The sequence below is a fragment of the Kitasatospora sp. NPDC093102 genome, from assembly GCF_040683915.1.
GTDB lineage: Bacteria > Actinomycetota > Actinomycetes > Streptomycetales > Streptomycetaceae > Kitasatospora.
This window is the reverse complement of sequence record NZ_JBFBFA010000010.1, coordinates 58,984-84,689: the sequence shown is the minus strand read 5'-3', so window position 1 is coordinate 84,689 and position 25,706 is coordinate 58,984. Positions and strand designations below refer to the sequence as shown.

Below are 25,706 nucleotides of genomic sequence, written 5' to 3'. Positions count from 1 at the left end.
GGGCCTCCAGGTCGAACTGGCTCCTGAAGGCCCCCGCAGCTCAGAGCACCGCCCGGGTCAGAGGGTCGCCCGCGCCGCCTCCATCGCCTTCACGATCCGCTTCTCCGAGACCGGGCTCGGCGTGCCCAGTGACTGGGCGAAGAAGCTGACCCGCAGCTCCTCGATCATCCAGCGGATCGCCCGCACCTCCGTGGACGGCTGGTGCCCGGCCGGCACCGCCGCCAGCAGCTCCCCGTACGCCTGCTGGACCTGCTGCACCTTCAGCAGCTGCTGGGCGTCCCGCTGGGGGTGGTTGGGCAGCGCCTCCAGGCGGCGGTCCACCGCCAGCAGGTAGCGCTTGAGGTCCGGCAGCCGCTGCCAGCCGGCGGCCGTCACGAAGCCCGGGTGCACCAGCGAGGCCAGGTGCAGCCGGATGTCGTTCACCGCGTTCAGCAGCACCGGGCTGCCCACCGTCTTCAGCCGGGTCGAGGCCTTGTGGAAGGCGATCAGCGCGGTGGCCGTCTTCAGCGTGGTGTCCGCGGACAGGTCGTACAGGTCCGCGCGCACCTTGTCGTGCAGCTTGCCGAAGGCCGCCTCGTCCCAGGCCGGGCCGCCGGCCAGGGCCATCAGCCGGTCCGTCGCGGCGGCCACGACGTCCTCGAACAGGGCACCGATCGAGCCGTGCGGGCTGTGCGAGAGCGCCAGCTTCGCCTGGTTGCCCAGCCGGCCCTGGATCGACTTGGCCGGCGAGTTGGTGGTCAGCATCAGCAGCCGCCGCGTCCCCTCCCACATCGACTGGGCCTGCGCCTCCGGGGTGTCGAACAGCTTGACGCCGACCGACCCGCCCTCGTCCACCAGGGCCGGGTAGGCGCGCATCGAGTGGCCGCGCGAGCGCTGCTCGAAGGTGCGCTGGAGCACCGGCAGCGAGGCCGGCCAGGCGGTCAGCCCGCTCTGCTCGATGCCCTGGCCGGAGGCGGCCGAGGAGAGCGTCTCCTTGAGCTTGGGCTTGAGCTTCAGCCGCAGCTCCTCCAGGTCCTTGGACTCGGCGAGCCTGCGGCGCCCGTCCACCACCCGGAAGGTCACCTTGAGGTGGTCCGGCACGCGCTCGTCGTCCCAGGCCTCCGGCGGCACGGTGACCGCCGTCAGGCGCTTCAGGGCGTGCTCCAGGGCCGGGAGCAGCAGCTCCTGGCGGTCCTTCACCGCGCGCAGCGCCGCCCGGGCGAAGTCCGGTGCCGGGACGAAGTTGCGCCGGATCGCCTTCGGCAGCGACTTGATGTACGCGGTGACCAGCTCCTCCCGCAGGCCGGGGATCTGCCAGTCGAAGCCTTCCGCGGTGACCTGGTTGAGCACCGGCAGCGGGATGTGCACCGTCACGCCGTCCGCGTCGCTTCCCGGCTCGAACTGGTAGGTCAGCTTGAAGCGGAGCTTGCCCTGCTGCCAGTGGTCCGGGTAGTCGGCCTCGGTGACGCCGTCCGCGGAGTCGTTGATCAGCATCGACTTCTCGAAGTTCAGCAGGTCCGGCTGCTCGTGCCGGGCCTTCTTCCACCAGGAGTCGAAGTGCCGGGTGGAGACGATCTCCTCGGGCAGCCGGGCGTCGTAGAAGTCGAACAGGGTCTGGTCGTCCACCAGGATGTCCCGGCGGCGGGCCCGGTTCTCCAGCTCCTCGACCTCGCCGAGCAGCTTGCGGTTCTCCGCGAAGAACCTGTGGTGGGTCTCCCAGTCGCCCTCGACCAGCGCGTTGCGGATGAACAGCTCGCGACAGAGCTCCGGGTCGATCCTCCCGTAGTTGACCTTGCGCTGGGCGACGACCGGCATCCCGTAGAGGGTCACCTTCTCGTACGCCAGCACCGCGCCGGCCTTCTTCTCCCAGTGCGGCTCGCTGTAGCTGCGCTTGATCAGGTGGCCGGCCAGCGGCTCGACCCACTCCGGCTCGATCCTGGCGTTGATCCGCGCCCAGAGCCGGGAGGTCTCCACCAGCTCGGCCGACATCACCCAGCGCGGCGGCTTCTTGAACAGGCCGGAGCCGGGGAAGACAGCGAACCGGGCGCCGCGCGCGCCGCCGTACTCGCGCTTCTCCACGTCGTACAGGCCGATGTGGGAGAGCAGGCCGGCCAGCAGCGACTGGTGGATCCGGTCGGCGTCCGGCTCGGCGTCGGGGTGCGGCTCCTCGATCGTCACGCCCAACTGCTTCGCCACCGTGCGCAGCTGGGTGTAGATGTCCTGCCACTCCCGTATCCGCAGGTAGTTGAGGAACTCCGACTTGCACATCCGGCGGAAGGCCGAGGAGGAGAGCTCCCGCTGCTGCTCCCGGACGTAGCGCCACATCGCCAGGTAGGAGAGGAAGTCGGAGGTCTCCGAGGTGAACCGGCGGTGCCGGTCGTCGGCGGCCTGGCGCTTCTCCGCCGGGCGTTCGCGCGGGTCCTGGATGGAGAGCGCGGCGGCGATCACCATGACGTCGCGGACGCAGCCGTTGCGGTCCGCCTCCAGCACCATGCGGGCCATCCGCGGGTCCACCGGGAGCTGGGCGAGCTTGCGGCCGAGCTGGGTCAGACGCTTGCGCGGGTCCTTCTCGTCCGGGTCGAGCGCGCCCAGCTCGTGCAGCAGGTGGATGCCGTCCTTGATGTTGCGCGAGTCCGGCGGGTCCAGGAACGGGAAGGCGGCGATGTCGCCGAGGCCGGCCGCGGTCATCTGGAGGATCACCGAGGCCAGGTTGGTGCGCAGGATCTCGGCGTCGGTGAACTCGGGGCGGGAGAGGAAGTCCTCCTCCGAGTAGAGCCGGATGCAGATGCCGTCCGAGGTGCGGCCGCAGCGGCCCTTGCGCTGGTTGGCGCTGGCCTGGCTGATCGCCTCGATCGGCAGCCGCTGCACCTTGGTGCGGTGGCTGTAGCGGGAGATCCGGGCGGTGCCCGGGTCGATCACGTACTTGATGCCGGGGACGGTCAGCGAGGTCTCGGCCACGTTGGTGGCCAGCACGATCCGACGGCTGCGCGAGCGCTGGAAGACCTTGTGCTGCTCGGCCGAGCTGAGCCGGGCGTACAGCGGCAGGATCTCGGTGTTCTTCAGCTTCAGCCGGCCGAGGGCGTCGGCGGTGTCGCGGATCTCGCGCTCGCCGGAGAGGAAGACCAGGATGTCGCCCGGGCCCTCGGCCTGGAGCTCCTCGGCGGCGTCGCAGATCGCCTGGATCTGGTCCCGGTCGCGGTCGGCCTCGTCCGCCTCGTCGTCGACGTCGTCGACGATCGGCCGGTAGCGGACCTCCACCGGGTAGGTGCGGCCGGAGACCTCGATGATCGGGGCGTCGTTGAAGTGCCGGGCGAAGCGTTCCGGGTCGATGGTCGCGGAGGTGATCACGACCTTGAGGTCCGGGCGGCGGGGGAGCAGCTGCTTGACGTAGCCGAGGATGAAGTCGATGTTGAGGCTGCGCTCGTGCGCCTCGTCGATGATCAGGGTGTCGTACTGGTGCAGGTCGCGGTCGGTCTGGATCTCCGCGAGCAGGATGCCGTCCGTCATCAGCTTGACCAGGGTGTCCTGGCCGACCTGGTCGGTGAACCGGACCTTCCAGCCGACCGCTTCGCCGAGCGGGCTGTCCAGCTCCTCGGCGACCCGCTCGGCCACCGTGCGGGCGGCGATCCGGCGCGGCTGGGTGTGGCCGACCAGGCCGCGCACGCCCCGGCCGAGCTCCAGGCAGATCTTCGGGATCTGGGTGGTCTTGCCGGATCCGGTCTCGCCCGCGACGATCACCACCTGGTGGTCCCGGATCGCCGCCAGGATCTCGTCCTTCTTCTGGCTGACCGGGAGCTCGGCGGGATAGCCGATCCTCGGGACGGCCTGCCGGCGCCGCTCGACGACCAGCTCGGCGCGGTCGATGTCGGCAACGATCTCGGCGGCGATCTTCTGCCGGGCCTCGGGCTTGCGGACCCGACGGGCCCCCTCCAGCCGGCGCCCGATCCGCACCTGGTCGCGCAGGGTCAGCTCGGGCAGGCGGGCGGCCAGCTCACCGATTCCGGGACCCTCGGTGGGGGCGGTGGCGGACTGGACTGCGGGAGAACTCACTGCGGGCATCCCTCTAGGTTCGCAAGGAGGCACGGCGGAGCGCACCTCGGTTTTCGAGCCCCTCCAGTGTCACAGCCGTCGGCGGCGAATCGCGAACGACGGGCAACGGTTCGCGGCGGTCCCGGGCTCTGGGGGGTCGAGGAGGTGCTCATGGGAGCCCACAAGACCGCCCGGGACGAGGAGTTCCGGACGTTCGTCGGCAGCGCGTGGTCACGGCTGCTCAGGACGGCGTACCTGCTCGCGGGTGACCGGCACGGCGCCGAGGACCTGGTCCAGCAGGCGCTGGAGCGGGCCTACGCGGCCTGGAACAGGGTGCGTGCTGCGGACGACCCGTACGCCTACGTGCGCCGGATCGTGATCAACGAGCACGCCAGACGGTTCCGGCGGCGGCTGGTCGAGTACCCGGTCACCGCGTTCCCGGACCGGCCCGCGCCGGCCGGCGCCGACCCGGACGACCGGGCCGTGCTGCTCGCCGCGCTCGGCACCCTGCCGCCGCGCCAGCGCCAGGCCGTGGTGCTGCGGTACTGGGAGGACCTCAGCGAGACCCAGACCGCGGCGGCGATGGGCTGCTCGGTCGGCACGGTGAAGAGCCAGGCGGCCAAAGGGCTGGCCAAACTCCGCGGGGTCTCCTCACTCATCGGACTGACGAGCATCGGAGGGGCGAGATGAACAACGGGTTCCTGCCCGGGGGCACGGAGACCGGCGACGAGTCGGCGGCCGTGCGGGCCCTGGGCGAACTGGCCGGGAGCGTCGACACCGGAACGGTCCCGTACGACCGGCTGGTCGCCGGAGGCCGGCGGCGGCTGTGTCGCCGGCGGCTGCTGACCGCCGGGGCGGCGGCGGTGCTGGTCGCCGGAGTCGCCGGCGGTACGGCGGTGCTCGGCGAGCGCGGCCGGGCGGCCGTCTCGACCGTGGTGGCGGCCTCGACCCCGGCCTCCGCGCCGGCCGCTCCCGGCTCCGCGGCCGCCGTCCCGAGCGCACCCGGCTCCGTGGCCGCCGCCCCGAGCGCTCCCGCCTCCCGGGACCCGTTCAACCCGGTGCGGGTCAAGGTCGCCGAGGGTACGGCGAACGGCCACACCTGGCAGGCCTGGGTCGCCCTGTGGCCGGCTCCCTCCAGCAAGGAGGACTTCGCCGAGCAGGCGCGGCTGATCCGGGCGGAGCAGCGCGAGGCCAACCCGGACGTACAGCCCGTCACCCAGAAGGACATCGACATCAACTGGGACCCGAACATCGACAGGGTGAACTACTACTACACCGTGGACGGCAAGCGGCAGCGGGACGACGCCCTGCCCGCGGTCTCCGGCCCGGGCCGGTACCCGGCCGCCGTCGGCGGCGCGTCGCTCGGTGTCCACCACGATTCGGGCGTTCCACCGGTGGTGATCGAAGGGGTCCGGGCCGAGATCGCGAAGGTCGTGGTCACCTGGAAGGCCGGCGGCACCACCGAGGCGGTGCCGGTCGTGGTCGGGGACTCCCCGTTCCGCTACTACGCCCTCGGCGCGAAGCCGGGCACCGACGCCGCGTCCGTCACCTACTACAAGGCGGACGGTTCGGTGGAGCGCACCACCGAGCTCTGGCTCCGGACCTCCTGAGTCGCCGACCGGACCGGCCGGGTGGCCGCGGTGGCCGTCAGGGGCTGAGCGCGGCCTGGTCGGCGTCCGGGAGCCAGTCGCGGGCCGGGTCGTACTCCAGCCACCGGTTGCGGGCCGCCTCGGCGGTGAACGCCCGGAGCAGATCGTCGAGTCGGGGGTGCTGGTCGGTGGCCGGGCCGGTGCGCCACAGGAGCGACCAGGCGTAGAGCGGGGTCGGGTCCGCCAGTGGGACGGTGCGGACGCCCGGGCGCCCGGGGAGCGGGCCGTCGGCGGGGACGAGGGAGAAGCAGGCCGGGTCGGCGCGGACCTGTTCCACGAAGTGCTCCAGGCCCAGGTTGGTCGAGCCGACCCGGTGGGAGATCCCGAAGCGGGTGGCGAAGCGGGTGAGGAAGTCCAGCCGGTCCACCGCCGCCGGGTAGCGCAGCACGCTGCCCCGCAGTTCGTCCGGGCGCAGGGCGTCCCGGCCGGCCAGCGGATGGTCGGTGCTCAGCAGCGCGTCCACGGGCTCCAGCCGGACCAGCCGGTGCGTCAACTCGCCCTCGTCGCCGGGGAGCCGGTGCACCCGGCCGAATCCGGCGTCCGCCTCCCCGCGCAGCACGGCCGCCGCGACGGACGGCAGGTCCCGGCCGGGCACCGGTTCCACCTGCAGTCCCGGCGCCGCGTCCACCGCCTGCGCGAGCGTGCGCATCGGGGCGTACAGGTGCCCCCACACGTCGATCCGCAGCGGACGCGCGGCGCACCCCGCGGCGGCGACCGCCCGCTCCCCCTGCGCCAGCACCCGCCGGGCCGGCTCCAGGAACCGCTGCCCGGCCCCGGTCAGCCCCACCCCGCGCGCGTCCCGGTCCAGCAGCCGGACCCCCAGCGCCGCCTCCAGCCGCGCCACCCGCTTCGACAGCCCCTGCTGGCTGATCCCCAACCGCCCGGCCGCCCGCCCGAAGTGCAACTCCTCGGCCGCGACGACGAAGGCCCGCACCTGCGCCAGATCCAGATCCACCCCGGCACCCTAGGGCCTGGCTTCGGCCTCCCGTCGGCGGGGCGCCTCGGGCCCGCGGGTCGCCGCGTCGCCCGTACCGCCTCCGGCGCGTCCCTTCCGGCCGCACAACCGGTGGTTGTCGTCGCGCGCCTCCGGTTGTTGGACCGGGTGCGCGGCGCGGGGTGAGGTGAGGGGGTGTCCGACGGAGGAGTGGGGATGAAGGCGCTGGTGGCGACGGGGCGGGCGGCGGAGCCGGTGCGGTTCGCGGAGGTGGAGCAGCCACGGCCGGGGCCGGGGGAGGCGCTGGTGAAGGTGGAGGCGTTCTCGGTGAACCGGGGCGAGACCTTCCAGCTGGAGGCGCCCCGGGCCGGGTGGCGGCCGGGGAAGGACGTGGCCGGGCTGGTGGTGCAGGCCGCCGCCGACGGGTCGGGGCCCGCCGCGTGCCGCCGGGTGGTGGGGCATCCGCCGGCCGGGGGGTGGGCCGAGTACGTGTGCGTCCCGACCTCCTCCCTCGCCGAGCTGCCCGACGGCCTGGACGCCGTGCGGGCGGCCGCGCTGCCGCTGGCCGGCCTCACCGCGCTGCGGCTGCTCCGGGCGGCGGGGCCGCTGGCCGGACGGCGGGTGCTGCTGACCGGGGCCGCCGGCGGCGTCGGGCACTACGTGACCGAGCTGGCCGCCGCGGCCGGGGCCGAGCTGACCGCCGTCACCGCCTCCCCGGAGCGCGGGCGGCGGCTGGTCGAGCTGGGAGCGGCCGAGGTGGTCCACGGGACGGGCGCGGCCCGCGGGCCGTACGACCTGGTGCTGGAGTCCACCGGCGGCGCCGCGCTGCCGCTCGCGCTGGCCCGGCTGGCCCGGCGCGGCACCCTGATCTGGTTCGGCCAGGCCTCCCGGACACCCGTCACGCTCGACTTCTTCGACTTCTTCAAGGGCCCGGAGTCGGCGGTCGTCCGGCACTTCCACTACGCGGACTCGGACGTCTCCGACGGCACCGACCTGGCCACCCTGGTGCGGCTGACCAGGGAGGGGCGGCTGAGCCCGGAGCTCGGCCGGGTCGCGCCCTGGGCGGAGACCGCCGCCGTGCTCACCGACCTGCGCGAGCGCCGGATCCGCGGCAAGGCCGTCCTGACCCTCGCCTGAGCCCCCGCTCCGACCGATTCGAAGGGAACTCCCGCCGTGCCCGACCTCTCCTTCCTCGACGCCCCCGGCCTGCTGCCCGCCTTCGTCGAGGAGAACCGCCCGCGCGCCCACGGCGCCGGCCTGGACCCGTACGAGTACGCCCGGGTGACCGCCCCGCTGACCTCGCTGCGCGACTGGCCGGCCGCCTGCCGGGCCGCCGGTCGCCGGTACGCCGAGGCGGCGGAGCGGGCCGCCGCCGGGGGCCGTACCGTCACCGCCGGTGAGGGGTACCGGAGCGCCGCCCGCTGGTACCACTTCGCCGGGCTGCTCCCGCACCCCGACCGGGCCGCCGCGGCCGAGGCCGCCGACGAGGCCGACGAGGCGATGCGGCGGGCGCTGGCGCTGCTCGACCCGGGGGCGCAGCGGGTCGAGGGCGAGGGCTTCGCGGGCTGGCTGCGCCGCCCGGCGGCCGGCGGGGGAGCGGCCCCGGTGGTCGTGGTGGTGCCGGGGATGGACTCGGCCAAGGAGGAGTTCCACGCGGTGGCCGAGGCCCTGCTCGCCCGGGGCGTCGCGGTGCTCGCCGTCGACGGGCCCGGACAGGGCGTACTGGCCGCCGGCAGCGTGCCGGAGCCGGAGTACCACCGGGTGGTCGGCCGCGCTCTCGACGCGCTGGCCGGCCGCGCGGGGCTGGACCTCGCCCGGACCGCCGTGATCGGCCTCAGCCTGGGCGGCTACTACGCAGCCGAGGCCGCCGCCCGCGAGCCGCGGCTGTGCGCGGCCGCCGTGGTCAGCGGCCCGTACCGGCTGGACTGGGACGGCCTGGTCCCGTTCGTCACCGCGACCCTGGCCCAGCGCTGCGGCGGAGACGAGGCGGCCCGCGCCTTCGCCGACCGGGTGGACCTGACCGCCCTCGCGCCGACGATCACCGTCCCGCTGCTGGTGGTCGAGGGCGACGAGGACCGCATCCCGGGCGTCACCAACGCCGCCGCCCTGGCCGAGCGTGCCCCGGATGCCCGACTGCTGCTCGTCCCGCACGGCAACCACCTGCTCGGCACCGCCCTGCCGGACTGGCTTCCCGCCACCGCCGACTGGCTCACCGCGCGGCTGACCGGTGCACCGCGCGGCGGCTGAGCGAGGTGACCGCGAACAGCAGGCCGCCGACCAGGAAGAACGGCTCGTAGCCGAAGGTCGCGAACCGCGCCATCGCATCCAGCTCGGCACCCGACCGGCTGCCGGTGGCCAGCGCGATCCAGTCCGGCACGGACGGCGTGGCGTGCAGCACCAGCAGCGCGGTGGTGCCCCACAGTGCGAAGCCCAGCAGCCGGGGCGGCACCCGCGCGCCCCACCGCCGCAGCGGCGCCAGCGCCACCGCCGCGGCCACCGCGCACAGCGGGATCGCGATCACGTCGATCACCAGCAGTGGGGTGCTGCTCCACACCGACCGGCCGTCCGGCAGCCCCAGCCGCCCGTCCGCCAGCCAGTACACGTGCACCAGCGCGAAGGCCACCGCCCACCCCGCTGCCGCCCGTCCCGCCGCCGGCATCACCCGGTTCCAGCCCGTGTTCCGTGTCGTCTCCATGCCACCCACCGTCCCGCGCCACCCCACCCCGCCGGATCATCCCGCGGGCGGTACCCCCTCCCCCTCCAGGGGGAACCCGGGCCTTGCGGGGCTGACACCTGTCCGTCCCTCTGTCACGTCCAGCTGATCGCGGAGGGTGTGCGCCCACGTGCTCGCGCCGTACCCGGTGCGGTCGACCCGATGCGACACCCGAGTACGCAGGATCCGCCCGTCGGAGAGTCCGAACTCGTAGGTGATGTGGTGGGTGCCGGTGCGGCCGCGCGCGTCACGTACGCGGTCCACGTACGTGCCGCCGGGCGGGAGGGCGGTGACCGTCCGCCGTCCGTTGGCGTCGAACAGCACGAAAATGCCCCCGAAGCGATCTGCTTCGAGGGCATCGTGCCTGGTCAGGCATTGTGGCCAGGGCCGGGGTCGAACCGGCGACCTTCCGCTTTTCAGGCCGGATCAGGGCCCCCAACTGCCTAGGTCTGGCCGGGCACAGAGTCCGTCGTTGTGCCGTGCCGTCCGCCCTTGTGCGCTGCTGTTGGCGTACGGGTTGGAGTACGCCTTCGGCGGCGCCGCCGTCCGAGCCATCACGTCAAGGCGTCTGCGATGACCTGCATGGACTCCACGATCACCACGGCGCCGGCGGAGGTGAGCTTGGCGTCCTTCCCCGGCTTGTTGGCGTAGCCGATCGTGGGGATGCCAGCGGCTTGCCCGGCCTCGACGTCGCGCGCCGCGTCGCCGATGAACACGCAGTGCTCCGGCTCGGTGCCCGCGGCTTTCATGGCTTCGAGCAGGAGGCGAGGGTTCGGCTTCATGGACGAGGGATCGCCCGGGATGCGCCCGAAGATGCCCGCCACGTAGCCGGTGAGACCGTGCTCGGTGAGGTAGGTCTCGATGGCCGCGCCCGCGTTGTTGCTGACCACCGAGACCAGCCGACCGGACCGGGCGCAGGCCCGCAGAACCGATTCGCCGCCCGGGGTCGGGCGACCCTCCCGAACCGCCTCGGTCTCCAGTGCGGTCAGCGCGGCGTCCGTGCTCTCCGTCAGCTCTGGCTGGGCGTCCGAGACCAGCCGAAGAAGGGCGAGGGGATCGCTCTCCTCTTCGGCCCCGGTCGGGGCCTGCTCACCGCTGGCGAGCAGGCCCTCACGGAGTCGGCGCGCGACCTCGGAGGCGGGAAGACCGGCGAAGACCGAGCAGACCGGGCCGTCGAAGTCGAGGAGCACGTGCTTCACCGGCCGGAGCACGTCGGCGAGCTGCTGAGGGGGAGTGGTCATGGCTGCCGCTCGTAGGAGATCGTGCTCCACACGCTGTCGAACCACATCTGCGCCTGCTGGACGTACTGCGATCCGAGCGAGGCGTCATCCGGGCCGGCGGCGTGGTGGAACAGGGTGGTGTCCTTGCCCGTCACGTCGTAGAACGTGTGGTCCGTGCCGTCCACCGCGATGGTCCGCTCACGCAGCGGATAGAAGCCGAAGAAGGCTTCCGACCGGTTCAGGATGTACAGCTTGAACAGGCTGGATGCCTGGTGCACCCTGACCTGAACGCTGGCCGACTGGACCAGCCCCAGCTCTGCCAACACCTCGACCGAATGGGCGATGCCCCCGGCGTTGGTCAGTGCGATGTTCCGGGCCCGCTCGCGAAGCGCCACTTCGTCCTTGAGCCCGTCGACCAGCACCGGGACGGCCATCGGCTGTGTGGTGTCCGGCAGCAGCAGGCGCACGGTGATGGACTCCGGGGTGAGCCGACCGGAGCGGACCTTGTCCAGCGGCTCCTGCAACGCGTTGTGCAGCGTCTCGCTGGAGAAGCCGGCGAAGTCCAGAGTCACCTGCTGCTGCTCGAAGGCTGCTTCGAGGTGGGGCCGGAGTCCGACCGGCCGAGAGGTTCGCTCTCGGACGAACGAGCCGCTTCCCTGGCGGGTCACGATCAGTCCCTCGGCGCGGAGCAGGTCTAGAGCCTTGTCGACGGTGCCGCGCGCCACGCCGAAGTGCTTCGCCAATTCAGGGCCGGAGGGAAGTTTGTCGCCGGGCTCGAACCCCGGCTTCTTGGCGAGGATCGAGGCCCGCAGATAGCTGCGGACCTGCTGATACGGGGGGCGCGAGTCGTCCGGGTCTAGGGCCATGGGCCAATGCTAGGACAGTTGCCCAACAGGCGCGAGGAACCCAGCTCTCTTGACCTGCTTAGGCAGGTTGTCTATGTTGTGGGTGTCGGAAGCGACGGAAGGTCGCAGACGGCAAAGGGCCTTCTTTGGCCTGCTCTGACCTGCGGAAATGCCTGAAGCGGCGCTCAAACCGCCAAGTCCGTACGCCGCTTCAGGCCCCACTGAGGGGAGTTCCATCATGCACGGATCGCTCAACACCCAGCCACTGGCCATCGGCTCCGTCCAGACGTTCGTGGACGTGTGGGGGGAGTCGGAGGTGACCGAGACGGCCCCGCGTGTGGCGGTGCAGATGACGCTGCACCTGTCGTTCGCGGAGATCCTCGGCCGCCTGCTGTTCAGCCCGGGTGCGCTGCTGATGCAGGAGGACCTGGAGGACGGCAACGAGGAGAAGATCGTCGGGTGCCTGTGGTTCGCCATGGCGCAGACCAACCTGAACGACGCGGAGACCTACGCGGACATGGCGATGGCCGTCTACACCGGCCGTCGTGAGTCGAACCTGCGGGACTTCGCGGTCCGCCTCGGCGCCGCCGTGACCCGCATCTTCGGTGTCACCGCCCCGCAGCCGCCCGCGCCGGTCCTGTCGCTGGTGGCCCCGGCCGCCTCGAAGGCGGTGGCGGCGTGAACACGGTCGTCGAGATCCGCCGGTGCCCGCGCTGCTCGGCCCGGCTCAGCCGCAGCAACCCCGACCGGCTGTGCGGCCCGTGCCGCCGCGCGGTCGGCCCGGACGACCGCCGTGCCGCCCGCCTGGCCGCCGTCGCCCCGCTCCCGGCCGAGGAGCCCACCGCCGAGGAGGCGGGCCCGGACCTCGGCGGCATCCTGCGCAAGTTCCGCGCCGAGACCCGCCTGACGCAGCAGGACCTGTCCGACCTCCTCGGCTTCAGCCAGCCCTACGTCTCGCTGCTGGAGCGCGGCAAGCGCACCATCCGCGACGTCACCCAGCTCCGCCGGGTCGCCCGGCTCCTGGGCCTGCCGGAGACCGCCGTCGGGCTGCTCCCGCTGGCCGCCTGAACCCGGAGACCTGGACAAGCAAGAGGAGCACCCCCGCACGCCCCCGGTGCTCTTCTTGCTCGTCCGAGCCGACGGCCGTCGGCGGCCCTGAAACGGCCGCCGGTGGAGCTGAAACGGCAGCCGGGACGGGTGAACGCTCACCGGTGTTCACCCCCGCTCACCGACCGCTCACGGGCCGCTCACCGGGCGGGCCTGAAGCCCGGGTGGGCGGACCTGAAGAGGCCACCCCGGCGCCTGAAACGGTGCCCGGTCCGGCCGGGTGTTCACCGGTGAACGCCGGGGTGTTCACCCCCGCTCACCACCTGCTCACCAGGCGGGCCTGAAACGCCCGGAGCCGCCCCTGAAACGGCCCGGGGTCCGGCTGAAGCCCTCGGCCGGGGACCTGAAAACCGCTGGTCGAAGGGACGTGAACACCGGTGAGCACCCGACCGACGACCGGTGAACGCGGGGCCGGAACAGCGCTTCTCCGGTCTGTGCCCCACCCGCCGGCGCCTGGCCCGGCCGCCGTTTCAGGCGCGGCGGTGGCCTCTTCAACCACGGCCGTGAGCGCCGGTGAGCACCCGACCGGCGGCCAGTGAACACCCCCCCTTAAGAGCGCTTCTCCTCGGCGGACCGGGGCGAGCGTGCCCGACCGAGCACCGCCAACTCCCCCAAGGAGAAGCGCTCTTAAAGGGGGCGGTGAGCACCCGACGAAGGAGCGTGAGCAGTGCGCGACCCACCACCCAACCGACCGACCGACCCGCCCCCGTGAACCCGCTGGAGAACCCGTGTCTGTCGAAACCCTCCCCTCCACCGCCGACGGCCGACCACAGGCCCGACCGAACCCGATGTACGACCCCGCGCCCGGCCTCGTGCGCCCCGACCGGCCGGGCCCCGTCCCGGACCCGGAGGTGTTCTGCGGCTGGGCCGGAGAGACCGTCGCCGCCCTCGACCCGACCACCGAGGCCGACCCCGTCGGCATCCTCGTGAACCTCCTGTCCGCCGCAGGCGCGGCCATCGGACCGGGGCCGTTCATGTGGATCGGCAACGACCGCCACCCCGCCCTGATCTGGGCCCTCACGGTCGGCGGCACCTCCCTGGGCAGGAAGGGCGCCGCCACCAACACCGTGCGCCGCCTGCTCAAGGCCGCCGTACCGGACTTCATCGCCTCCAACACCCGCTCCGGCCTGTCCTCCGGCGAAGGCCTGATCGACATGGTCCGCGACGGCGACGGCGACAAGGACCCCGGCGTCACCGACAAGCGCCTGTGGGTGATCGAGTCCGAGTACGGCGTCACCATGGCCCGGGGCCGCCGCGAAGGCTCCTCCCTGAGCGGCATCCTGCGCCAAGCCTGGAACGGCGAAGACCTGGGCGTGATGAACCGCGACGCGCTGCACGCCACCGCCCCGCACATCGCCGTCATCGGCCACATCAGCTCCCGCGAGCTGCGGGCCAAGATGCAGGACGCCGAGATGGCCGGCGGCACCTACAACCGCTTCCTCGCCATCGCCGTCTGGCGCAACCTCCTGTTGCCCGACGCCCCCGGCGCCTCCGACGAACTGATCGACAACCTCGCCTCCGCCTGGCGGACCGTCATCACCGACGCCCGCCGCCTCGGCGAAGTCCAGCTCACCCCCGAAGCCGCCCAGCTCTGGCGCGACGAGGTCTACCTCGCGCTGTGCGGGGACGAAGGCGACGAAGGCCCGATCGCCGAGTTCACCGCCCGCGCCGCCCCCTACGCCAAACGCGCCGCCATGGTCTACGCCCTGACCGACCACACCGACCGCATCGGCGAGACCCACCTCCGCGCCGCGTGGGCCCTCGTGCGGTACGCCCGCGCCAGCGCCGCCCACGTCCTCGGGGCGATGGCCAACGGCACCGGTGACCCGGACCTGGACAAGCTCGCCGCCGCCGTGAAGGCCGCCGGGGACGGCGGGCTCACCGGGGACGAGGTGTACCGGCTGTTCAAGCGCCGCAACGCCGCCTACCGCTCCGACCTCACCGCCCGCCTGTGCGAGCTGCCCGGCTTCGCCGCCGTCCAGGTGCCCGGTGACGGCCGCCACCGCACCGTCTACCTCTTCGCACCCCCCGGGTGAAAAGGGCGAGAAGGGTGGAAAGGGCCCTGACCTGCGAAAACGCCGGGTGAAAAGGCGGGTGGAAAGGGGTGGAAAGCCCCCGACCGCCCGCAGCCCCCGACCCTTTCCACCCCTTTCCACCCCGCTTTCCACCAGAAGAAACCGCAGGTCAGACCCCTTTCCAACCTTTCCACCCTTTCCACCACGCACCCCAGACCGGAGACCACCGCCATGACCCGCTCGACCACCGCCCGACCCGCCGCACGATCGGCCGCTCGGGCGGAAGTCCCACCGGCCGCCACGACGCCCCGGGCCCGCTCCCCACCACGGACGGCCGGGCAGAAGAAGCCACCCCGCCCCCCTGGCGGGCGGGTGGACTCTTCCCTCCGCGCCACACGGCACACCGGCCCGCAGAGCGAGCCACCCCGGCACCGGCCGAGCAACAGCCGGTGACCTCCCACCCACCCCCCACCCGAGGAAAACCCCTCCCCCCGGCCGTCCAGGGCCCTCGGGAGGCGTTCCCGGGCCGGGTGGGGGGTGGGTGGGAGGTCACTCTCCGCGCTCACTTTCATCACCCGCTCCGTGAATCCGGGGGTCCCACGTACGCGTGCACGCGTACGCGCGAAGGAGCCCCCCATCAACACACAGCGTCACCACAGGACCGCCGCCGACCGTCAGGCCCGAAGCGTCAGAAACCGTCTGACGGTCCTGACGCCCAGATCCCCGGGTAACGCGCACGCGCGCGCGAGCTGACGCGTCTGACACCCCGTTCTGACGCCCCTGACACCCCCGCCTGACACCCGCCCTGACGGCCCTGACGCCCACCCGCCGACCGATCTGACGGTCCTGACACCCCGCAGACCCGACCCGCCCCGCCGGCCAACCGCGATCTGACACCCCTGACGGCCGACCTGACACCCCTGACGCCGTCACCCGCCGCGACCGACCCGACCACCCGACCTGCCGCCCGCCGAGCCCACCTGTCGCCTGTCGCCTGTCGCCTGTCGCCTGTCACCTGTCGTCCCCGCCCCGAAACGGGCCCCACAGCCCCGAAACACCCCCCTGACCTGCGCCTTACAGGCGACAGACAGGTGACAGGCGACAGGCGACACGACAGGCGACACGACAGGTGAGGCGACAGGCAGACGACAGCCCCAACCGCCCAGGAGGAGACCTTGGCCAGCCCGGCCGCCGAAGCGCTCACCGTCCCCGAAGTCATGGCCGCGCTCCGGCTCGGCCGCAGCAAGGTCTACGACCTCTTCCGCTCCGGCGCCCTGCCGAGCTTCACCATCGGCCGCGCCCGCCGCGTGGCCGCCGACGACCTCACCACCTACATCCGCACCCAGAGCAGGAGCCTCTAATGGCCAAGCGCGCCAACGGCGACGGCAGCATCACCCGCATGACGAACCGCGACCTCTACCACGGCCGTGTCTACGTGACCACGACGTCCGGGAAGGTCAAGCGCATCTCCGTGTACGGCAAGACCCGTGACGAGGTGCGCGACAAGATGACGGAGCTTCAGGCGCAGAACAACCAGGGAATCCCGACGCCCGACACCAACGCCAAGGTGGAGGAGTACCTGACGTACTGGCTGGCCACCGTGGTGAAGGTGAACCGCCGGCCGAAGACCTACCAGGGGTACGAGAGCGTGGTTCGGGTGCACCTGGTCCCCGGGCTCGGCACCAAGAAGCTCCGGACCCTCCGGGCCGCCGACGTCCGGAAGTGGCTGGCCGGTGTCGCTACCGCCTGCCAGTGCTGCAAGAACGAGTGGGACAAGGCACGGCCGAAGCCGGAGTGCTGCGCGGCGGGGGAGTGCTGCGAGACCAAGCTGTCCCGCCGCATGGTGCAGTCGATCCACGCCGTCCTGCGGAACGCCCTGGAGAACGCCGTCCGGGAGGAGCTGATCCTGAGGAACGTTGCCAAGCTGGTGCAGGTGCCCACGCCCGACTACGGCACCGGGAAGGGCCTCACCGTCCCGCAGGCCCGCCTGCTCCTGAAGGCGGCCAGCCCGGACCGCCTGCACGCCCTCTACGTCCTCGCCCTGGCCATGGGGCTCCGGCGCGGGGAGCTGTTGGGCCTGCACTGGGCGGCGGTGGACCTGGAGCGCGGGACGCTCATCGTGTCCAGCAACCTCCAGCGGGTGGACGGCGCCCTCCAGCTCGGCCCGACCAAGACGGCGTCCTCGCTGCGGACGCTGCCGCTCCCGCCGCTCGTCCTGGAGGCCCTGCGGGCTCACCGGGAGCGGCAGGCTCAGGAGCGGGTCGCGGCCGGCGAGCGGTGGACGGAATCGGGGCTGGTGTTCACCAGCCGAGTCGGGACGGCGATCGAGCCGGACAACCTCCGGCGGAGCTGGTACCCGCTGCGGGACCGGCTCGGGCTCTCGCTCCGGTTCCACGACCTCCGCCACACCTGCGTGACCCTGCTGCTCGACCTCGGCGTCCCGCCGCACATCGTCCGGCAGATCGCCGGGCACAGCGACATCGGTGTGACGATGAAGGTCTACGCCCACGCGTCCCTGGACGAGCAGCGGAAGGCCCTCGGGTCGCTGAGCGACAAGCTCGGCTGAGCCGTTGGCGTACCGGTTGGCGTACCGGACATGAAAACGGCCCCGGAGAGTGATCTCTCCGGGGCCGTTTTGCCTTTTCAGGCGGCTGTGGCCAGGGCCGGGGTCGAACCGGCGACCTTCCGCTTTTCAGGCGGACGCTCGTACCAACTGAGCTACCTGGCCGTACTGCACCGTCTCTTGCGAGACGAGCGATCCCGACGGGACTTGAACCCGCGACCTCCACCTTGACAGGGTGGCGAGCTAACCAACTGCTCCACGGGACCTAGAAGTGGCGAACCACTCAGGTCTTGCGCACTGCACTTTACTACGGTCCTGCGTGCCCCCAACGGGATTCGAACCCGTGCTACCGCCTTGAAAGGGCGGCGTCCTGGGCCACTAGACGATGAGGGCTTGTGGCCTGTCCCGCTGTTCCCAGCGCTCGGGGACGTCGAGAAGCATATGGGATGCAGGGCGGATCGCCAAAACGGGTTTCGGCCGGGTGGGGGGTGCGGCGTGGTGGGGCCGGTCGCGGGGGGTCAGGACCAGCCGAGCTCGTCCAGCTCGTGGTCGTCGAAGCCGAAGTGGTGGGCGACCTCGTGGATGACCGTGGTGCGGACCTCCTCGACCACCTGCTCGCGGGTCTCGCAGTGACGCAGGGTGGGTCCGCGGTAGATCAGGATGCGGTCGGGCAGGACGCCGGCGTACCACTCGCCGCGCTCGGTGAGCGGGGTGCCCTCGTAGAGGCCGAGGAGTTCCGGGTCGCTTTGGTCGGGCTCGTCCTCGACGAAGATCGCGACGTTGTCCATCATGGCCGCGAGCTGCGGGGGGATCTGGTCGAGGGCGTCGCTGACCAGCGTCTCGAACTCTTCCCGGGTCATCTCCACCGGATCATTGTCCGGTGTCGGATGACGGTGTGCCAGGTGGCGGAGGCCGGTGTTTGATGGGGCTATGACGACCTCGGAGGGCACCGTGGACGACGCCGCGGGCGGCACCGTGGCGGACGGCCCGGCCCGGAACCGGCCGCCGGTGCTGCGCGGGCAGGGGCGGGCGGTGGCCGTGGTCGCGGCGGGCGGGGCGATCGGGGCGACCGCGCGGTACGCGGCCGGGCTCGGCTGGCAGGCCGGGCCGACGGCCTTCCCGTGGACGACGCTGCTGGTCAACGTGGTCGGCTGCGCGGTGATCGGGGTGTTCCTGGTGGTGATCACCGAGGGGCGCCAGGCGCATCCGCTGGTGCGGCCGTTCTTCGGCACCGGCGTGCTGGGCGGGTTCACCACCTTCTCGACGTACGCGGTGGACGTCCGCCGCCTGCTGGAGGGCGGCCGGCCCGGGCCCGCGCTGGCGTACCTCGGGCTGACGCTGGTGGGCGCGCTGTTCGCGGTGTGGGCGGCGGCCGGGCTGACCCGGAGCCTGATCCACCGGGCCGTCCGCCGTGGAGCCGGGCGGGGCGCTGCCGGGCGGGCCGGGGGCGCGCGGTGAACCGGCTGAGCGGGCCGGCGCTGCGGCTGACCGTGCTGATCGGGGAGAGCGACCGGTGGCACCACCGCCCGCTGTACAGCGAGATCGTGCACCGGGCCCGGGAGGCCGGGCTGGCCGGGGCGAGCGTGTTCCGGGGGATCGAGGGGTTCGGTGCCTCGTCGTTGGTGCACACCACGCGGCTGCTGTCGCTGAGCGAGGACCTGCCGGTGGCGGTGGTGATCGTGGACGAGGAGGAGCGGGTGCGGGCGTTCCTGCCGCAGCTGGACGGGATGGTGGCGGAGGGGTTGGTGCTGCTGGACCGCTGCGAGGTCGTGACCTACGCGGGCCGGGGGGAGACGGCGGAGTGAACTGGCTGCTGGTGGTGGCCGGCGCGGTGGTCGGCGCGCCGCTGCGGTACCTGACCGACCGGGCGGTGCAGTCCCGGCACGACTCGGTGTTCCCGTGGGGGACGTTCACCGTCAACGTGGTCGGCTGCCTGGTCCTCGGGCTGGTGACCGGCGCGGTGGCGGCGGGTGCGGCCTCCTCGAAGGTCCAGCTTCTGCTGGGGACGGGGCTGTGCGGGGCGCTGACCACCTACTCGACCTTCTCGTACGAGACCCTGCGGCTGGCCGAGACCGGCGCCGGCCGGTACGCGCTGGCCAACGTGGGCGGCAGCGTGGTGGCAGGCCTGGCCGCGGTGTACGGGGGCGCGGAGCTGGCCTCGGCGCTCTGGGGCTGAGCGGACGCCGGAGTGCCGGGCCCGCCGGGCGAGCTTGCGCGCTGCCCGTGTCCCGCCGGGCCGGGCGCGCGTTGGGCACCGAAAAGCGGCCGCACGCGAGTGGGCGGCCCGGGTGGGGCGGTAGAGAGGGACCTTCAGTGGCTTCGGTACGGGCGGCACGGGCGGTGCGGGCGGTGCGGGTACGGATGGCCGCGGTGCGTACGGCTCCGGGGCGGGAGGTGGCGGTCCTGCGCTCGCGCGCGGTACGGGCGGCGGCGCTGCTGACGGTGGCCGGGCTCGGGCTGACCGGGTGCATGTCGGTCGGTCCGGCGGCGGAGGAGAAGCACGGCGTGGCGCCGGTCGGGCAGGCCGGTCCGGCGGCCCGGCCGGGGGCGACCGGCGGGCCCTCGGCCTCGCCGGGCGCCGGGCACCCGGGCGGGGCCTCGGGGCACTCCGAGCGGCCGGGGGGCCTCCAGGGCGAGGGCGGGGCGAACGGGGCCACCGTCACGGTGCCCGGCGATGCGGCCGCGGGGGCGAACGGCGCGGTGGCCGGGGTGGTCCCGGTACCGGGGGCGGGCGCTCCCGACGGCGGGCCGGGCGGCGGTTCGGCGGGCGGTGCGAACACCAGCCCCGTGCCGCACCCGGGTGGCGGGCCGGGCGGGTCCGGCGGCACGGCGGGCTCCGGCGGCGCCGGTGGGGCGGGCGGCACCGGGGAGGGCCGCTCCGGCGGCGGTTCGGCCGGGACGCCCTCGGTGACCCCGAGCAGCCGCCCGTCGAGCACCCCCGCGCCCGAGCACAGCTCGCCCGCCGCGACCGTCCCACCTGCCCCGGACCCGTCCCCCGGCAGCTCCGGTTCCTCGGCCCCGAGCCCTCGCGCGGCCGGGCATTAGTGGATTGAGCAGGGGGTTTGCCTCTGATCCCGAGGCTCGTCTATGGTGGTAGATCGTTCGTTTGATCCATTTGACTGGCGCCCTAATCCCATCTGGCGCCCTTGGCGCGTTCCGGCGATCCGTGGCTGACCGCATAGAGGCGGTTGTGAAACAGAACCCCGGACTTTGGCGCGTGCCACTTCCGGAAGGTTTTGCATGTCTCTCGTTGACGACGCCCGCTTCGCCATGCCCGCGAACGAGGCCGCCGCCGATGTCACCGGCACCACCGACACCCTCGACACCGCCGCGGACGAGGTGATCGCCGAGGCCGTGGAGGCCACCGAGGAGGCGGCCGCCGAGTCCACCATCACCTTCGGCGACCTGGGCCTGCACGACGACGTGGTGCGCGCCCTCGCCAAGCGCGGCGTCACCACCCCGTTCCCGATCCAGGCCGCGACCATCCCGGACGCGCTGGCCGGCAAGGACGTGCTGGGCCGTGGCCGTACCGGCTCCGGCAAGACCCTCAGCTTCGGCCTGCCGCTGCTGACCCGCCTCGCCGACGGCGAGCGCACCCGCGCCAAGCACCCGCGCGGCCTGATCCTGGTCCCGACCCGCGAGCTGGCCATGCAGGTCGCCGACGCCCTGGAGCCGTTCGGCTCGGTGCTCGGCCTGCGCCTCAAGGTGGTCTGCGGCGGTACCTCGATGTCGAACCAGATCTACGCGCTGGAGCGTGGCGTCGACATCCTGGTCGCCACCCCCGGCCGTCTGCGCGACCTGCTCAACCGCGGCTCCGCCAAGCTGGACGACGTCAAGACCGTCGTGCTCGACGAGGCCGACCAGATGGCCGACATGGGCTTCCTGCCCGAGGTCACCGAGATCCTCGACCAGGTGCCGGCCGGCGGCCAGCGCCTGCTGTTCTCCGCCACCCTGGAGAACGAGATCGACACCCTGGTCAAGCGTTACCTGAAGAACCCGGTCACCCACGAGGTCGACCCGTCGGCCGGCGCCGTCACCACCATGACCCACCACATCCTCGTGGTGAAGCCCAAGGACAAGGCGCCGATCACCAACGCGATCGCCGCCCGCAAGGGCCGCACGATCATCTTCGTCCGCACCCAGATGGGCGCCGACCGCGTCGCCGAGCAGCTGATCGAGGCCGGTGTGAAGGCCGACGCGCTGCACGGCGGCATGACCCAGGGCGCCCGCACCCGCGTCCTCGGCGACTTCAAGGACGGCTACACCAACGTCGTCGTCGCCACCGACGTCGCCGCCCGCGGCATCCACGTCGACGGCATCGACCTGGTCCTCAACGTGGACCCGGCCGGCGACCACAAGGACTACCTGCACCGCTCCGGCCGCACCGCGCGGGCCGGCCGCTCCGGCGCCGTCGTCACCCTGGTGCTGCCGCACCAGCGCCGTGGCGTCTTCCGCCTGATGGAGGACGCGGGCGTGGACGCCTCGCGCCACATCCTCGACCACGCCTTCGACGCGGAGGTCGCCAAGATCACCGGCGCCCGTTCGCTGACCGAGGTCCAGGCCGAGAGCGCCGCCAACATCGCCGGTGCCGCCGAGCGCGAGATCGCCGACATGACCCGCCAGCTGGAGCGCGCGCAGCGCCGCGCCACCGAGCTGCGCGAGGAGGCCGACCGTCTGGCCGCCCGTGCGGCGCGCGAGCGGGCCGAGCTGGGCATCGAGGACGAGGTGCCGGCCGCTGAGGCCGAGTCCGGCGAGTCGGCCGCGACCGAGGCCGCTCCGGCCGCCGAGGCCGTCGCCGCGCCGCAGACCGAGGAGCGCGCCCCGTCGTACCGCGAGGCGCGCAGCGAGCGTCCGGCCTTCGGCCGTGACCGTGACCGCGACCGCGACCGCGACCGTGACCGTGACGACCGCCGTTCGGGTGGCTTCGGCGGCGGCCGTGACCGTGACCGTGACGACCGCCGTTCGGGTGGCTTCGGTGGCGGCCGTGACCGTGACCGCGACGACCGCCGCTCCGGTGGCTTCGACCGTGACCGCGGTGGTTTCAACCGTGACCGTGGCGGCTTCGCTGGCGGCCGCGACCGCGACGACCGCCGATCGGGCGGCTTCGACCGTGACCGCGGTGGTTTCAACCGTGACCGTGGCGGCTTCGCTGGCGGCCGCGACCGCGACGACCGCCGCTCCGGTGGCTTCGACCGTGACCGCGGTGGCTTCGGTGGCGGCCGTGACCGCGACGACCGCGGCGGCCGCTCCTTCGGCGACCGTCCGGCCCGCTCCTTCGGCGACCGCCCGTCCTTCGGCCGGGACCGTGACGAGCGCGGCGGCAGCAGCCGTCCGTTCTCGCGCCGCGACGACCACCGCTCCGGCGGCCGTCCGCAGTCCGACCGCGGTGGTTTCAACCGTGACCGTGGCGGCTTCGCTGGCGGCCGCGACCGCGACGACCGCCGCTCCGGTGGCTTCGACCGCGACGACCGCAAGCCGCGCTGGAAGAACTGACGCCGTACGGGCGGTAGTCGACCGCCGTCCCGGCTGAACGTACGAAGGGCCCGCTCCGTCCCCCGGAGCGGGCCCTTCGCGTTCCCCCGACACCCCCCGACACCTGGCGGTGCCCCCCTGAGGCGTTGTTCTGGGAGTGAGAATAACCTGTGGCGCGCGGGTGCGGTAGTCCCGTAGCGTCGCGGCCATGAGCAGCAGACTGCACGACGTGGCACGGGTGAACGAGGAGATCGCCGAGCGGGGGAGCTACCGGACGACCGGGGGCGAACTCGTGTGGGTGGGGGAGGAGTTGACGGCGGCGAAGGCCGGCACGGTGTCGTATGCGCCGGAGGGGCTGGACGCGCTGCTGGCCGCGGGCGACCGCGGGCCGGGGCCGGCGGAGGGGCGGATCGAGGTGACGGCCGAGGGAAGCATCCAGGCCGCCCGCCGACTGGTCGAGGCCGGGGCGGGGCCGGTCGGGGTGCTGAACTTCGCCTCCGCGCGCAACCCCGGCGGCGGCTACCTGCGCGGCGCCCGCGCCCAGGAGGAGGACCTGTGCCGCAGCGCGCTGCTGTACAGCTGTCTGCTGGAGGCGCCGGACTACTACGAGGCGCACCGGGCCTCCACCGACCTCCGGTACAGCCACCGGGTGATCGTCTCCCCGGTGGTGCCGGTGATCCGGGACGGGCGCGGCGAGCTGCTGGCGCAGCCGTACCCGGTCACCTTCCTGACCTCGCCCGCGCCCAACGCCGGTCAGCTGGAACGGCGTTCGCCCGGTACGGACGTCCGGGGCGTGCTCGCCGAGCGGGCCGTGCGGGTGCTCGCGGCGGCGGCCCGGCACGAGGTGCGCACGCTGGTGCTCGGCGCCTGGGGCTGCGGGGTGTTCCGCAACGACCCGGCGCAGGTCGCCGAGGCCTTCGAAGGGGCACTGGCCCGGTACGGGGCGGCCTTCGAGCGGGTGGTGTTCGCAGTCTGGGACCGTTCGCCCGTCTCGGCGAACCGGGCCGCCTTCGAGGCCCGGTTCGGTGCGGCGGTCCGCTAGCCGGCTGCTCCTGTCGCCCGGCAGCCGGTTACTTCCTGCGGGCGGAGAGCGCCGTCGCGGCCGTGGAGGCCGCCGCGACCACGCCGGTCACGGCGAGGACGGACGGCCACGCGCCGATCCGCTTCGCCAGCGGGTGCGAGCCGCCGAACGCGGCGACGTACAGGCCGGTCAGTGCCGCCGCGGTGCCCGTGCCCGAGCTCCGGCGCCACTGCACGGCCGCCCCGGCGCCGGCTGCCGCCAGCACCGCGCCGCCCAGTTCGCGCCGGCCGCTCCAGCGGGCGACGCCGTAACCGCCGACCAGACCGCTCGCCGCGGTCAGCGCGGCGGGCGCGGCGGCCGCGAGCACGTTCGGGACCTTCGCCATCGTCGACTCCACTCCTCGGGGCTGTGTCCGTTTCCGACCATAACCCGGCGAACGGACGGGGCCGCCGGGGCCTCTACCGGAACGCCTCGGCGGGCGTCTGCCCCGGTACCGTCGCGGCCAGCCGGCGGGCGGCCTCCGCCGGGTCGAGCACCCGCTCCAGCCGCAGGTCGCCCGGGACCTCCTGGATGAACCGCCCGGCCGACCAGCTCCGCTCGTACGGCAGCGGCTCCAGCACCAGGGTGCGCACGCCGTCCACCACCGGGACGTCGCTCGGCGTCCCCTCGTTCCAGATCCAGGAGCCGTCCGGAGCGACCAGGTTGAAGGCGCCGGTGGCGATCACCCGGCGGCCGTCCAGGAACGCCGTCCGGGCCAGCGCCACCACCTCCCGGTCCTGCGGGGCACCGGGCAGGTGGCCGCCGCCGATCAGCACGTCGGCGAGCAGGGTGTGCAGCTGGAAGGTGTCGCTCAGGCCGTTCATCCGCAGCAGGTAGCCGGTGCCGGTGGGGCGGTCGAGCACCAGCAGCGGCTCGTCGTCCAGCATCAGCGCCAGGTGGGCCAGGCCCTTGAAGTCGTGCTGCTCGCCCTGGTAGCGGTCGAACAGCTCCAGGATCACCTCGGTCACGCCCGAGGCGCGGGCCTCGGCCCGGACCTCCGCGTGCGCGTAGACCGCCCAGGCCGCCTGCTGCCACAGGTGCAGCGTCCACCAGGCGACCACGGCGAGGTGGGCGTGCCACTCGTCCAGGTGCGCCGGGTCGGCGATCCGCTCGTGCGCCTCGGCGGGATCGTCCTCCTCCGCGCTGGGCAGCGGGCCGCCGCCGGTGGAGACCCAGCGCCGCACCAGCAACTGCGCGCCGGTCAGCGCCCCGCGCAGGCCCGCCAGCACCGGGCCGGAGCAGGCGACCGGGTCGGCGCCGTGCTCCACGCAGGCGCCCACCACCATGGCCAGGTGCGCGCGGGGGAAGGGCGGGGCGTCCGGCAGCAGCGCGGCCAGCCGGGGACCGGCCGCCACCCGCTCGGCCGGGTCCGCCGCACCGAACAGCCCGCCGACCAGTCCGAGGGCGGGCCCGAACCGCTCGTCGTCCCCGGCCGTGACCACGGCCTCCAGGGCGGCCACGGCCGCGGAGAACGTGGGCTGTTGACGGTGCGACGGTATCTGCTCGGTGGACATTCGCCGCAGCATAGGGGGCGGAGCCGGTCCGGTGGAAACGCCTCCGTTTCCCGGCCGGGGGCGGCCCGGTGGAGGCGGCGTACGCGTGGGCGTGGGCGTCGGCGGCGGGGCCCGGGGACGGGCCCTGTCGGTGCCCGGTGGCAGACTTCGGCCGTGACCAACTCCGCGATCACCGACGGCAGCTACCTCCTCCGCAACGTCGGCAGCGGCCTGCTGCTGCAGGTCGCCGACGCCTCCCGGCGCAGCGGTGCCCGGATCGTCCTCGGCACGGACGACGGCAGCGATGCCCAGCTCTGGCGCCTCACCGCCGTCCACCCGGGCGGTGCGCTGTTCCACATCGAGAACGCCGGCAGCGGCAAGCGCCTGGACGTCACCGGCGCCTCGACGGACGACGGCGTCCGGATCCAGCAGTGGTCGGCCAACGCCTTCGGCGCCCAGGAGTGGCTGCTGGAGGCCCACGTCGACGCCCCGGGCACCTACACGGTCACCAGCTTCATCAGCGGCAAGCCCCTGACGGCGGGCGACACCCCGGAGGCCGACGTCCACCAGCACGAGGACGTCGACGCCCCGACCCAGTGGTGGCGCTTCGAGCGCAAGGCGGGCTGA

Annotated in this window: 24 protein-coding genes and 4 tRNA genes; 16 read left to right on the top strand and 12 right to left on the bottom strand. The window is 73.4% G+C overall.

Features of this window, described 5'->3' with window-relative positions:
- Positions 1-57: 57 nt before the first annotated feature.
- Positions 58-3,978, bottom strand: a complete 3,921-nt coding sequence (gene hrpA, locus AB0O11_RS16590) for an ATP-dependent RNA helicase HrpA (RefSeq protein WP_363387078.1) — start codon at positions 3,976-3,978, stop codon at positions 58-60.
- A gap of 201 nt (positions 3,979-4,179) precedes the next feature.
- On the opposite strand from hrpA, the gene AB0O11_RS16585 reads away from it, so the two are divergent.
- On the top strand, positions 4,180-4,698 hold the full coding sequence (locus tag AB0O11_RS16585) for a SigE family RNA polymerase sigma factor (protein ID WP_363386638.1): 519 nt from the start codon (positions 4,180-4,182) through the stop codon (positions 4,696-4,698).
- Complete coding sequence (locus tag AB0O11_RS16580; protein ID WP_363386636.1) at positions 4,695-5,618, top strand: hypothetical protein; 924 nt, start codon at positions 4,695-4,697, stop codon at positions 5,616-5,618. Before AB0O11_RS16585 ends, AB0O11_RS16580 begins: the two co-directional genes overlap by 4 nt.
- Before the next feature lie 37 nt (positions 5,619-5,655).
- Here AB0O11_RS16580 and AB0O11_RS16575 read toward each other — a convergent pair whose 3' ends face one another.
- Complete coding sequence (locus tag AB0O11_RS16575; RefSeq protein WP_363386634.1) at positions 5,656-6,612, bottom strand: LysR family transcriptional regulator; 957 nt, start codon at positions 6,610-6,612, stop codon at positions 5,656-5,658.
- Positions 6,613-6,807: 195 nt separating this feature from the next.
- Between AB0O11_RS16575 and AB0O11_RS16570 the strand changes: the two genes are divergently transcribed.
- Together AB0O11_RS16570 and AB0O11_RS16565 are read left to right on the top strand one after the other, a co-directional pair.
- Positions 6,808-7,728 (top strand): zinc-binding dehydrogenase, encoded by a 921-nt coding sequence (locus tag AB0O11_RS16570; protein ID WP_363386632.1) that lies wholly within the window; start codon positions 6,808-6,810, stop codon positions 7,726-7,728.
- Between the two features lie 36 nt (positions 7,729-7,764).
- Positions 7,765-8,838, top strand: coding sequence for an alpha/beta fold hydrolase (locus AB0O11_RS16565; RefSeq protein WP_363386630.1), 1,074 nt, complete (start codon positions 7,765-7,767; stop codon positions 8,836-8,838).
- On the opposite strand, the gene AB0O11_RS16560 is transcribed toward AB0O11_RS16565, so the two are convergent.
- The 4 genes from AB0O11_RS16560 to AB0O11_RS16545 all read right to left on the bottom strand — a co-directional run bounded on the left by AB0O11_RS16560 (position 8,801) and on the right by AB0O11_RS16545 (position 11,390).
- Entirely contained in the window at positions 8,801-9,286 is a 486-nt protein-coding gene (locus AB0O11_RS16560) for a DUF3995 domain-containing protein (protein ID WP_363386628.1), read from the bottom strand. The genes AB0O11_RS16565 and AB0O11_RS16560 overlap by 38 nt on opposite strands.
- A 396-nt stretch (positions 9,287-9,682) precedes the next feature.
- Positions 9,683-9,759 (bottom strand) — tRNA-Phe (locus AB0O11_RS16555).
- A gap of 99 nt (positions 9,760-9,858) precedes the next feature.
- Positions 9,859-10,545 carry an HAD-IA family hydrolase gene (locus tag AB0O11_RS16550; RefSeq protein ID WP_363386626.1) on the bottom strand — a complete coding sequence of 229 codons (687 nt, stop codon included), beginning with the start codon at positions 10,543-10,545 and terminating at the stop codon, positions 9,859-9,861.
- Positions 10,542-11,390, bottom strand: a complete 849-nt coding sequence (locus AB0O11_RS16545) for a GntR family transcriptional regulator (RefSeq protein ID WP_363386624.1) — start codon at positions 11,388-11,390, stop codon at positions 10,542-10,544. The genes AB0O11_RS16550 and AB0O11_RS16545 overlap by 4 nt, the downstream gene beginning before the upstream one ends.
- Before the next feature lie 217 nt (positions 11,391-11,607).
- Between AB0O11_RS16545 and AB0O11_RS16540 the strand changes: the two genes are divergently transcribed.
- From AB0O11_RS16540 to AB0O11_RS16520, 5 genes are all read left to right on the top strand, one after another.
- Entirely contained in the window at positions 11,608-12,051 is a 444-nt protein-coding gene (locus tag AB0O11_RS16540; protein ID WP_363386622.1) for a hypothetical protein, read from the top strand.
- The gene (locus AB0O11_RS16535; protein ID WP_363386620.1) at positions 12,048-12,437 is read left to right on the top strand and encodes a helix-turn-helix transcriptional regulator; all 390 of its coding nucleotides are present in this window, start codon (positions 12,048-12,050) and stop codon (positions 12,435-12,437) included. Before AB0O11_RS16540 ends, AB0O11_RS16535 begins: the two co-directional genes overlap by 4 nt.
- Positions 12,438-13,204: 767 nt before the next feature.
- Positions 13,205-14,512 (top strand): DUF3987 domain-containing protein, encoded by a 1,308-nt coding sequence (locus tag AB0O11_RS16530; RefSeq protein WP_363386618.1) that lies wholly within the window; start codon positions 13,205-13,207, stop codon positions 14,510-14,512.
- A gap of 1,154 nt (positions 14,513-15,666) precedes the next feature.
- Positions 15,667-15,852, top strand: coding sequence for a helix-turn-helix domain-containing protein (locus tag AB0O11_RS16525; RefSeq protein ID WP_363386616.1), 186 nt, complete (start codon positions 15,667-15,669; stop codon positions 15,850-15,852).
- Positions 15,852-17,057, top strand: a complete 1,206-nt coding sequence (locus AB0O11_RS16520; RefSeq protein WP_363386614.1) for a site-specific integrase — start codon at positions 15,852-15,854, stop codon at positions 17,055-17,057. Before AB0O11_RS16525 ends, AB0O11_RS16520 begins: the two co-directional genes overlap by 1 nt.
- Positions 17,058-17,145: 88 nt before the next feature.
- On the opposite strand, the gene AB0O11_RS16515 is transcribed toward AB0O11_RS16520, so the two are convergent.
- The 4 genes from AB0O11_RS16515 to AB0O11_RS16500 all read right to left on the bottom strand — a co-directional run bounded on the left by AB0O11_RS16515 (position 17,146) and on the right by AB0O11_RS16500 (position 17,914).
- Positions 17,146-17,219, bottom strand: a tRNA-Phe gene (locus AB0O11_RS16515).
- Positions 17,220-17,246: 27 nt separating this feature from the next.
- Positions 17,247-17,320: transfer RNA gene (locus tag AB0O11_RS16510), tRNA-Asp, on the bottom strand.
- A gap of 54 nt (positions 17,321-17,374) precedes the next feature.
- A tRNA-Glu gene (locus AB0O11_RS16505) sits at positions 17,375-17,447 on the bottom strand.
- 125 nt (positions 17,448-17,572) lie between these two features.
- The gene (locus tag AB0O11_RS16500) at positions 17,573-17,914 is read right to left on the bottom strand and encodes a metallopeptidase family protein (protein WP_363387075.1); all 342 of its coding nucleotides are present in this window, start codon (positions 17,912-17,914) and stop codon (positions 17,573-17,575) included.
- 70 nt (positions 17,915-17,984) lie between these two features.
- Between AB0O11_RS16500 and crcB (AB0O11_RS16495) the strand changes: the two genes are divergently transcribed.
- The 6 genes from crcB (AB0O11_RS16495) to AB0O11_RS16470 all read left to right on the top strand — a co-directional run bounded on the left by crcB (AB0O11_RS16495) (position 17,985) and on the right by AB0O11_RS16470 (position 23,568).
- Complete coding sequence (gene crcB / locus AB0O11_RS16495) at positions 17,985-18,512, top strand: fluoride efflux transporter CrcB (protein WP_363386612.1); 528 nt, start codon at positions 17,985-17,987, stop codon at positions 18,510-18,512.
- Positions 18,509-18,859 carry a DUF190 domain-containing protein gene (locus tag AB0O11_RS16490; RefSeq protein ID WP_363386610.1) on the top strand — a complete coding sequence of 117 codons (351 nt, stop codon included), beginning with the start codon at positions 18,509-18,511 and terminating at the stop codon, positions 18,857-18,859. Before crcB (AB0O11_RS16495) ends, AB0O11_RS16490 begins: the two co-directional genes overlap by 4 nt.
- A complete protein-coding gene (crcB, locus tag AB0O11_RS16485; RefSeq protein ID WP_363386608.1) occupies positions 18,856-19,230 on the top strand; it encodes a fluoride efflux transporter CrcB in 375 nt (124 codons plus the stop codon). The genes AB0O11_RS16490 and crcB (AB0O11_RS16485) overlap by 4 nt, the downstream gene beginning before the upstream one ends.
- Before the next feature lie 137 nt (positions 19,231-19,367).
- Positions 19,368-20,099, top strand: coding sequence for a hypothetical protein (locus AB0O11_RS16480; protein ID WP_363386606.1), 732 nt, complete (start codon positions 19,368-19,370; stop codon positions 20,097-20,099).
- 225 nt (positions 20,100-20,324) lie between these two features.
- Positions 20,325-22,547 carry a DEAD/DEAH box helicase gene (locus AB0O11_RS16475; protein ID WP_363387072.1) on the top strand — a complete coding sequence of 741 codons (2,223 nt, stop codon included), beginning with the start codon at positions 20,325-20,327 and terminating at the stop codon, positions 22,545-22,547.
- Between the two features lie 187 nt (positions 22,548-22,734).
- Positions 22,735-23,568: a TIGR02452 family protein gene (locus AB0O11_RS16470; RefSeq protein ID WP_363386604.1), complete on the top strand. Its 834-nt coding sequence runs from the start codon at positions 22,735-22,737 to the stop codon at positions 23,566-23,568.
- A 28-nt stretch (positions 23,569-23,596) separates the two neighbouring features.
- Here the strand turns inward: AB0O11_RS16470 and AB0O11_RS16465 are convergent, their stop codons facing one another.
- Complete coding sequence (locus AB0O11_RS16465; protein ID WP_363386602.1) at positions 23,597-23,932, bottom strand: hypothetical protein; 336 nt, start codon at positions 23,930-23,932, stop codon at positions 23,597-23,599.
- Between the two features lie 73 nt (positions 23,933-24,005).
- Positions 24,006-25,100 carry a hypothetical protein gene (locus AB0O11_RS16460; RefSeq protein ID WP_363386600.1) on the bottom strand — a complete coding sequence of 365 codons (1,095 nt, stop codon included), beginning with the start codon at positions 25,098-25,100 and terminating at the stop codon, positions 24,006-24,008.
- Here AB0O11_RS16460 and AB0O11_RS16455 point away from each other — a divergent pair.
- Complete coding sequence (locus AB0O11_RS16455) at positions 25,074-25,706, top strand: RICIN domain-containing protein (RefSeq protein ID WP_363387069.1); 633 nt, start codon at positions 25,074-25,076, stop codon at positions 25,704-25,706. The genes AB0O11_RS16460 and AB0O11_RS16455 overlap by 27 nt on opposite strands.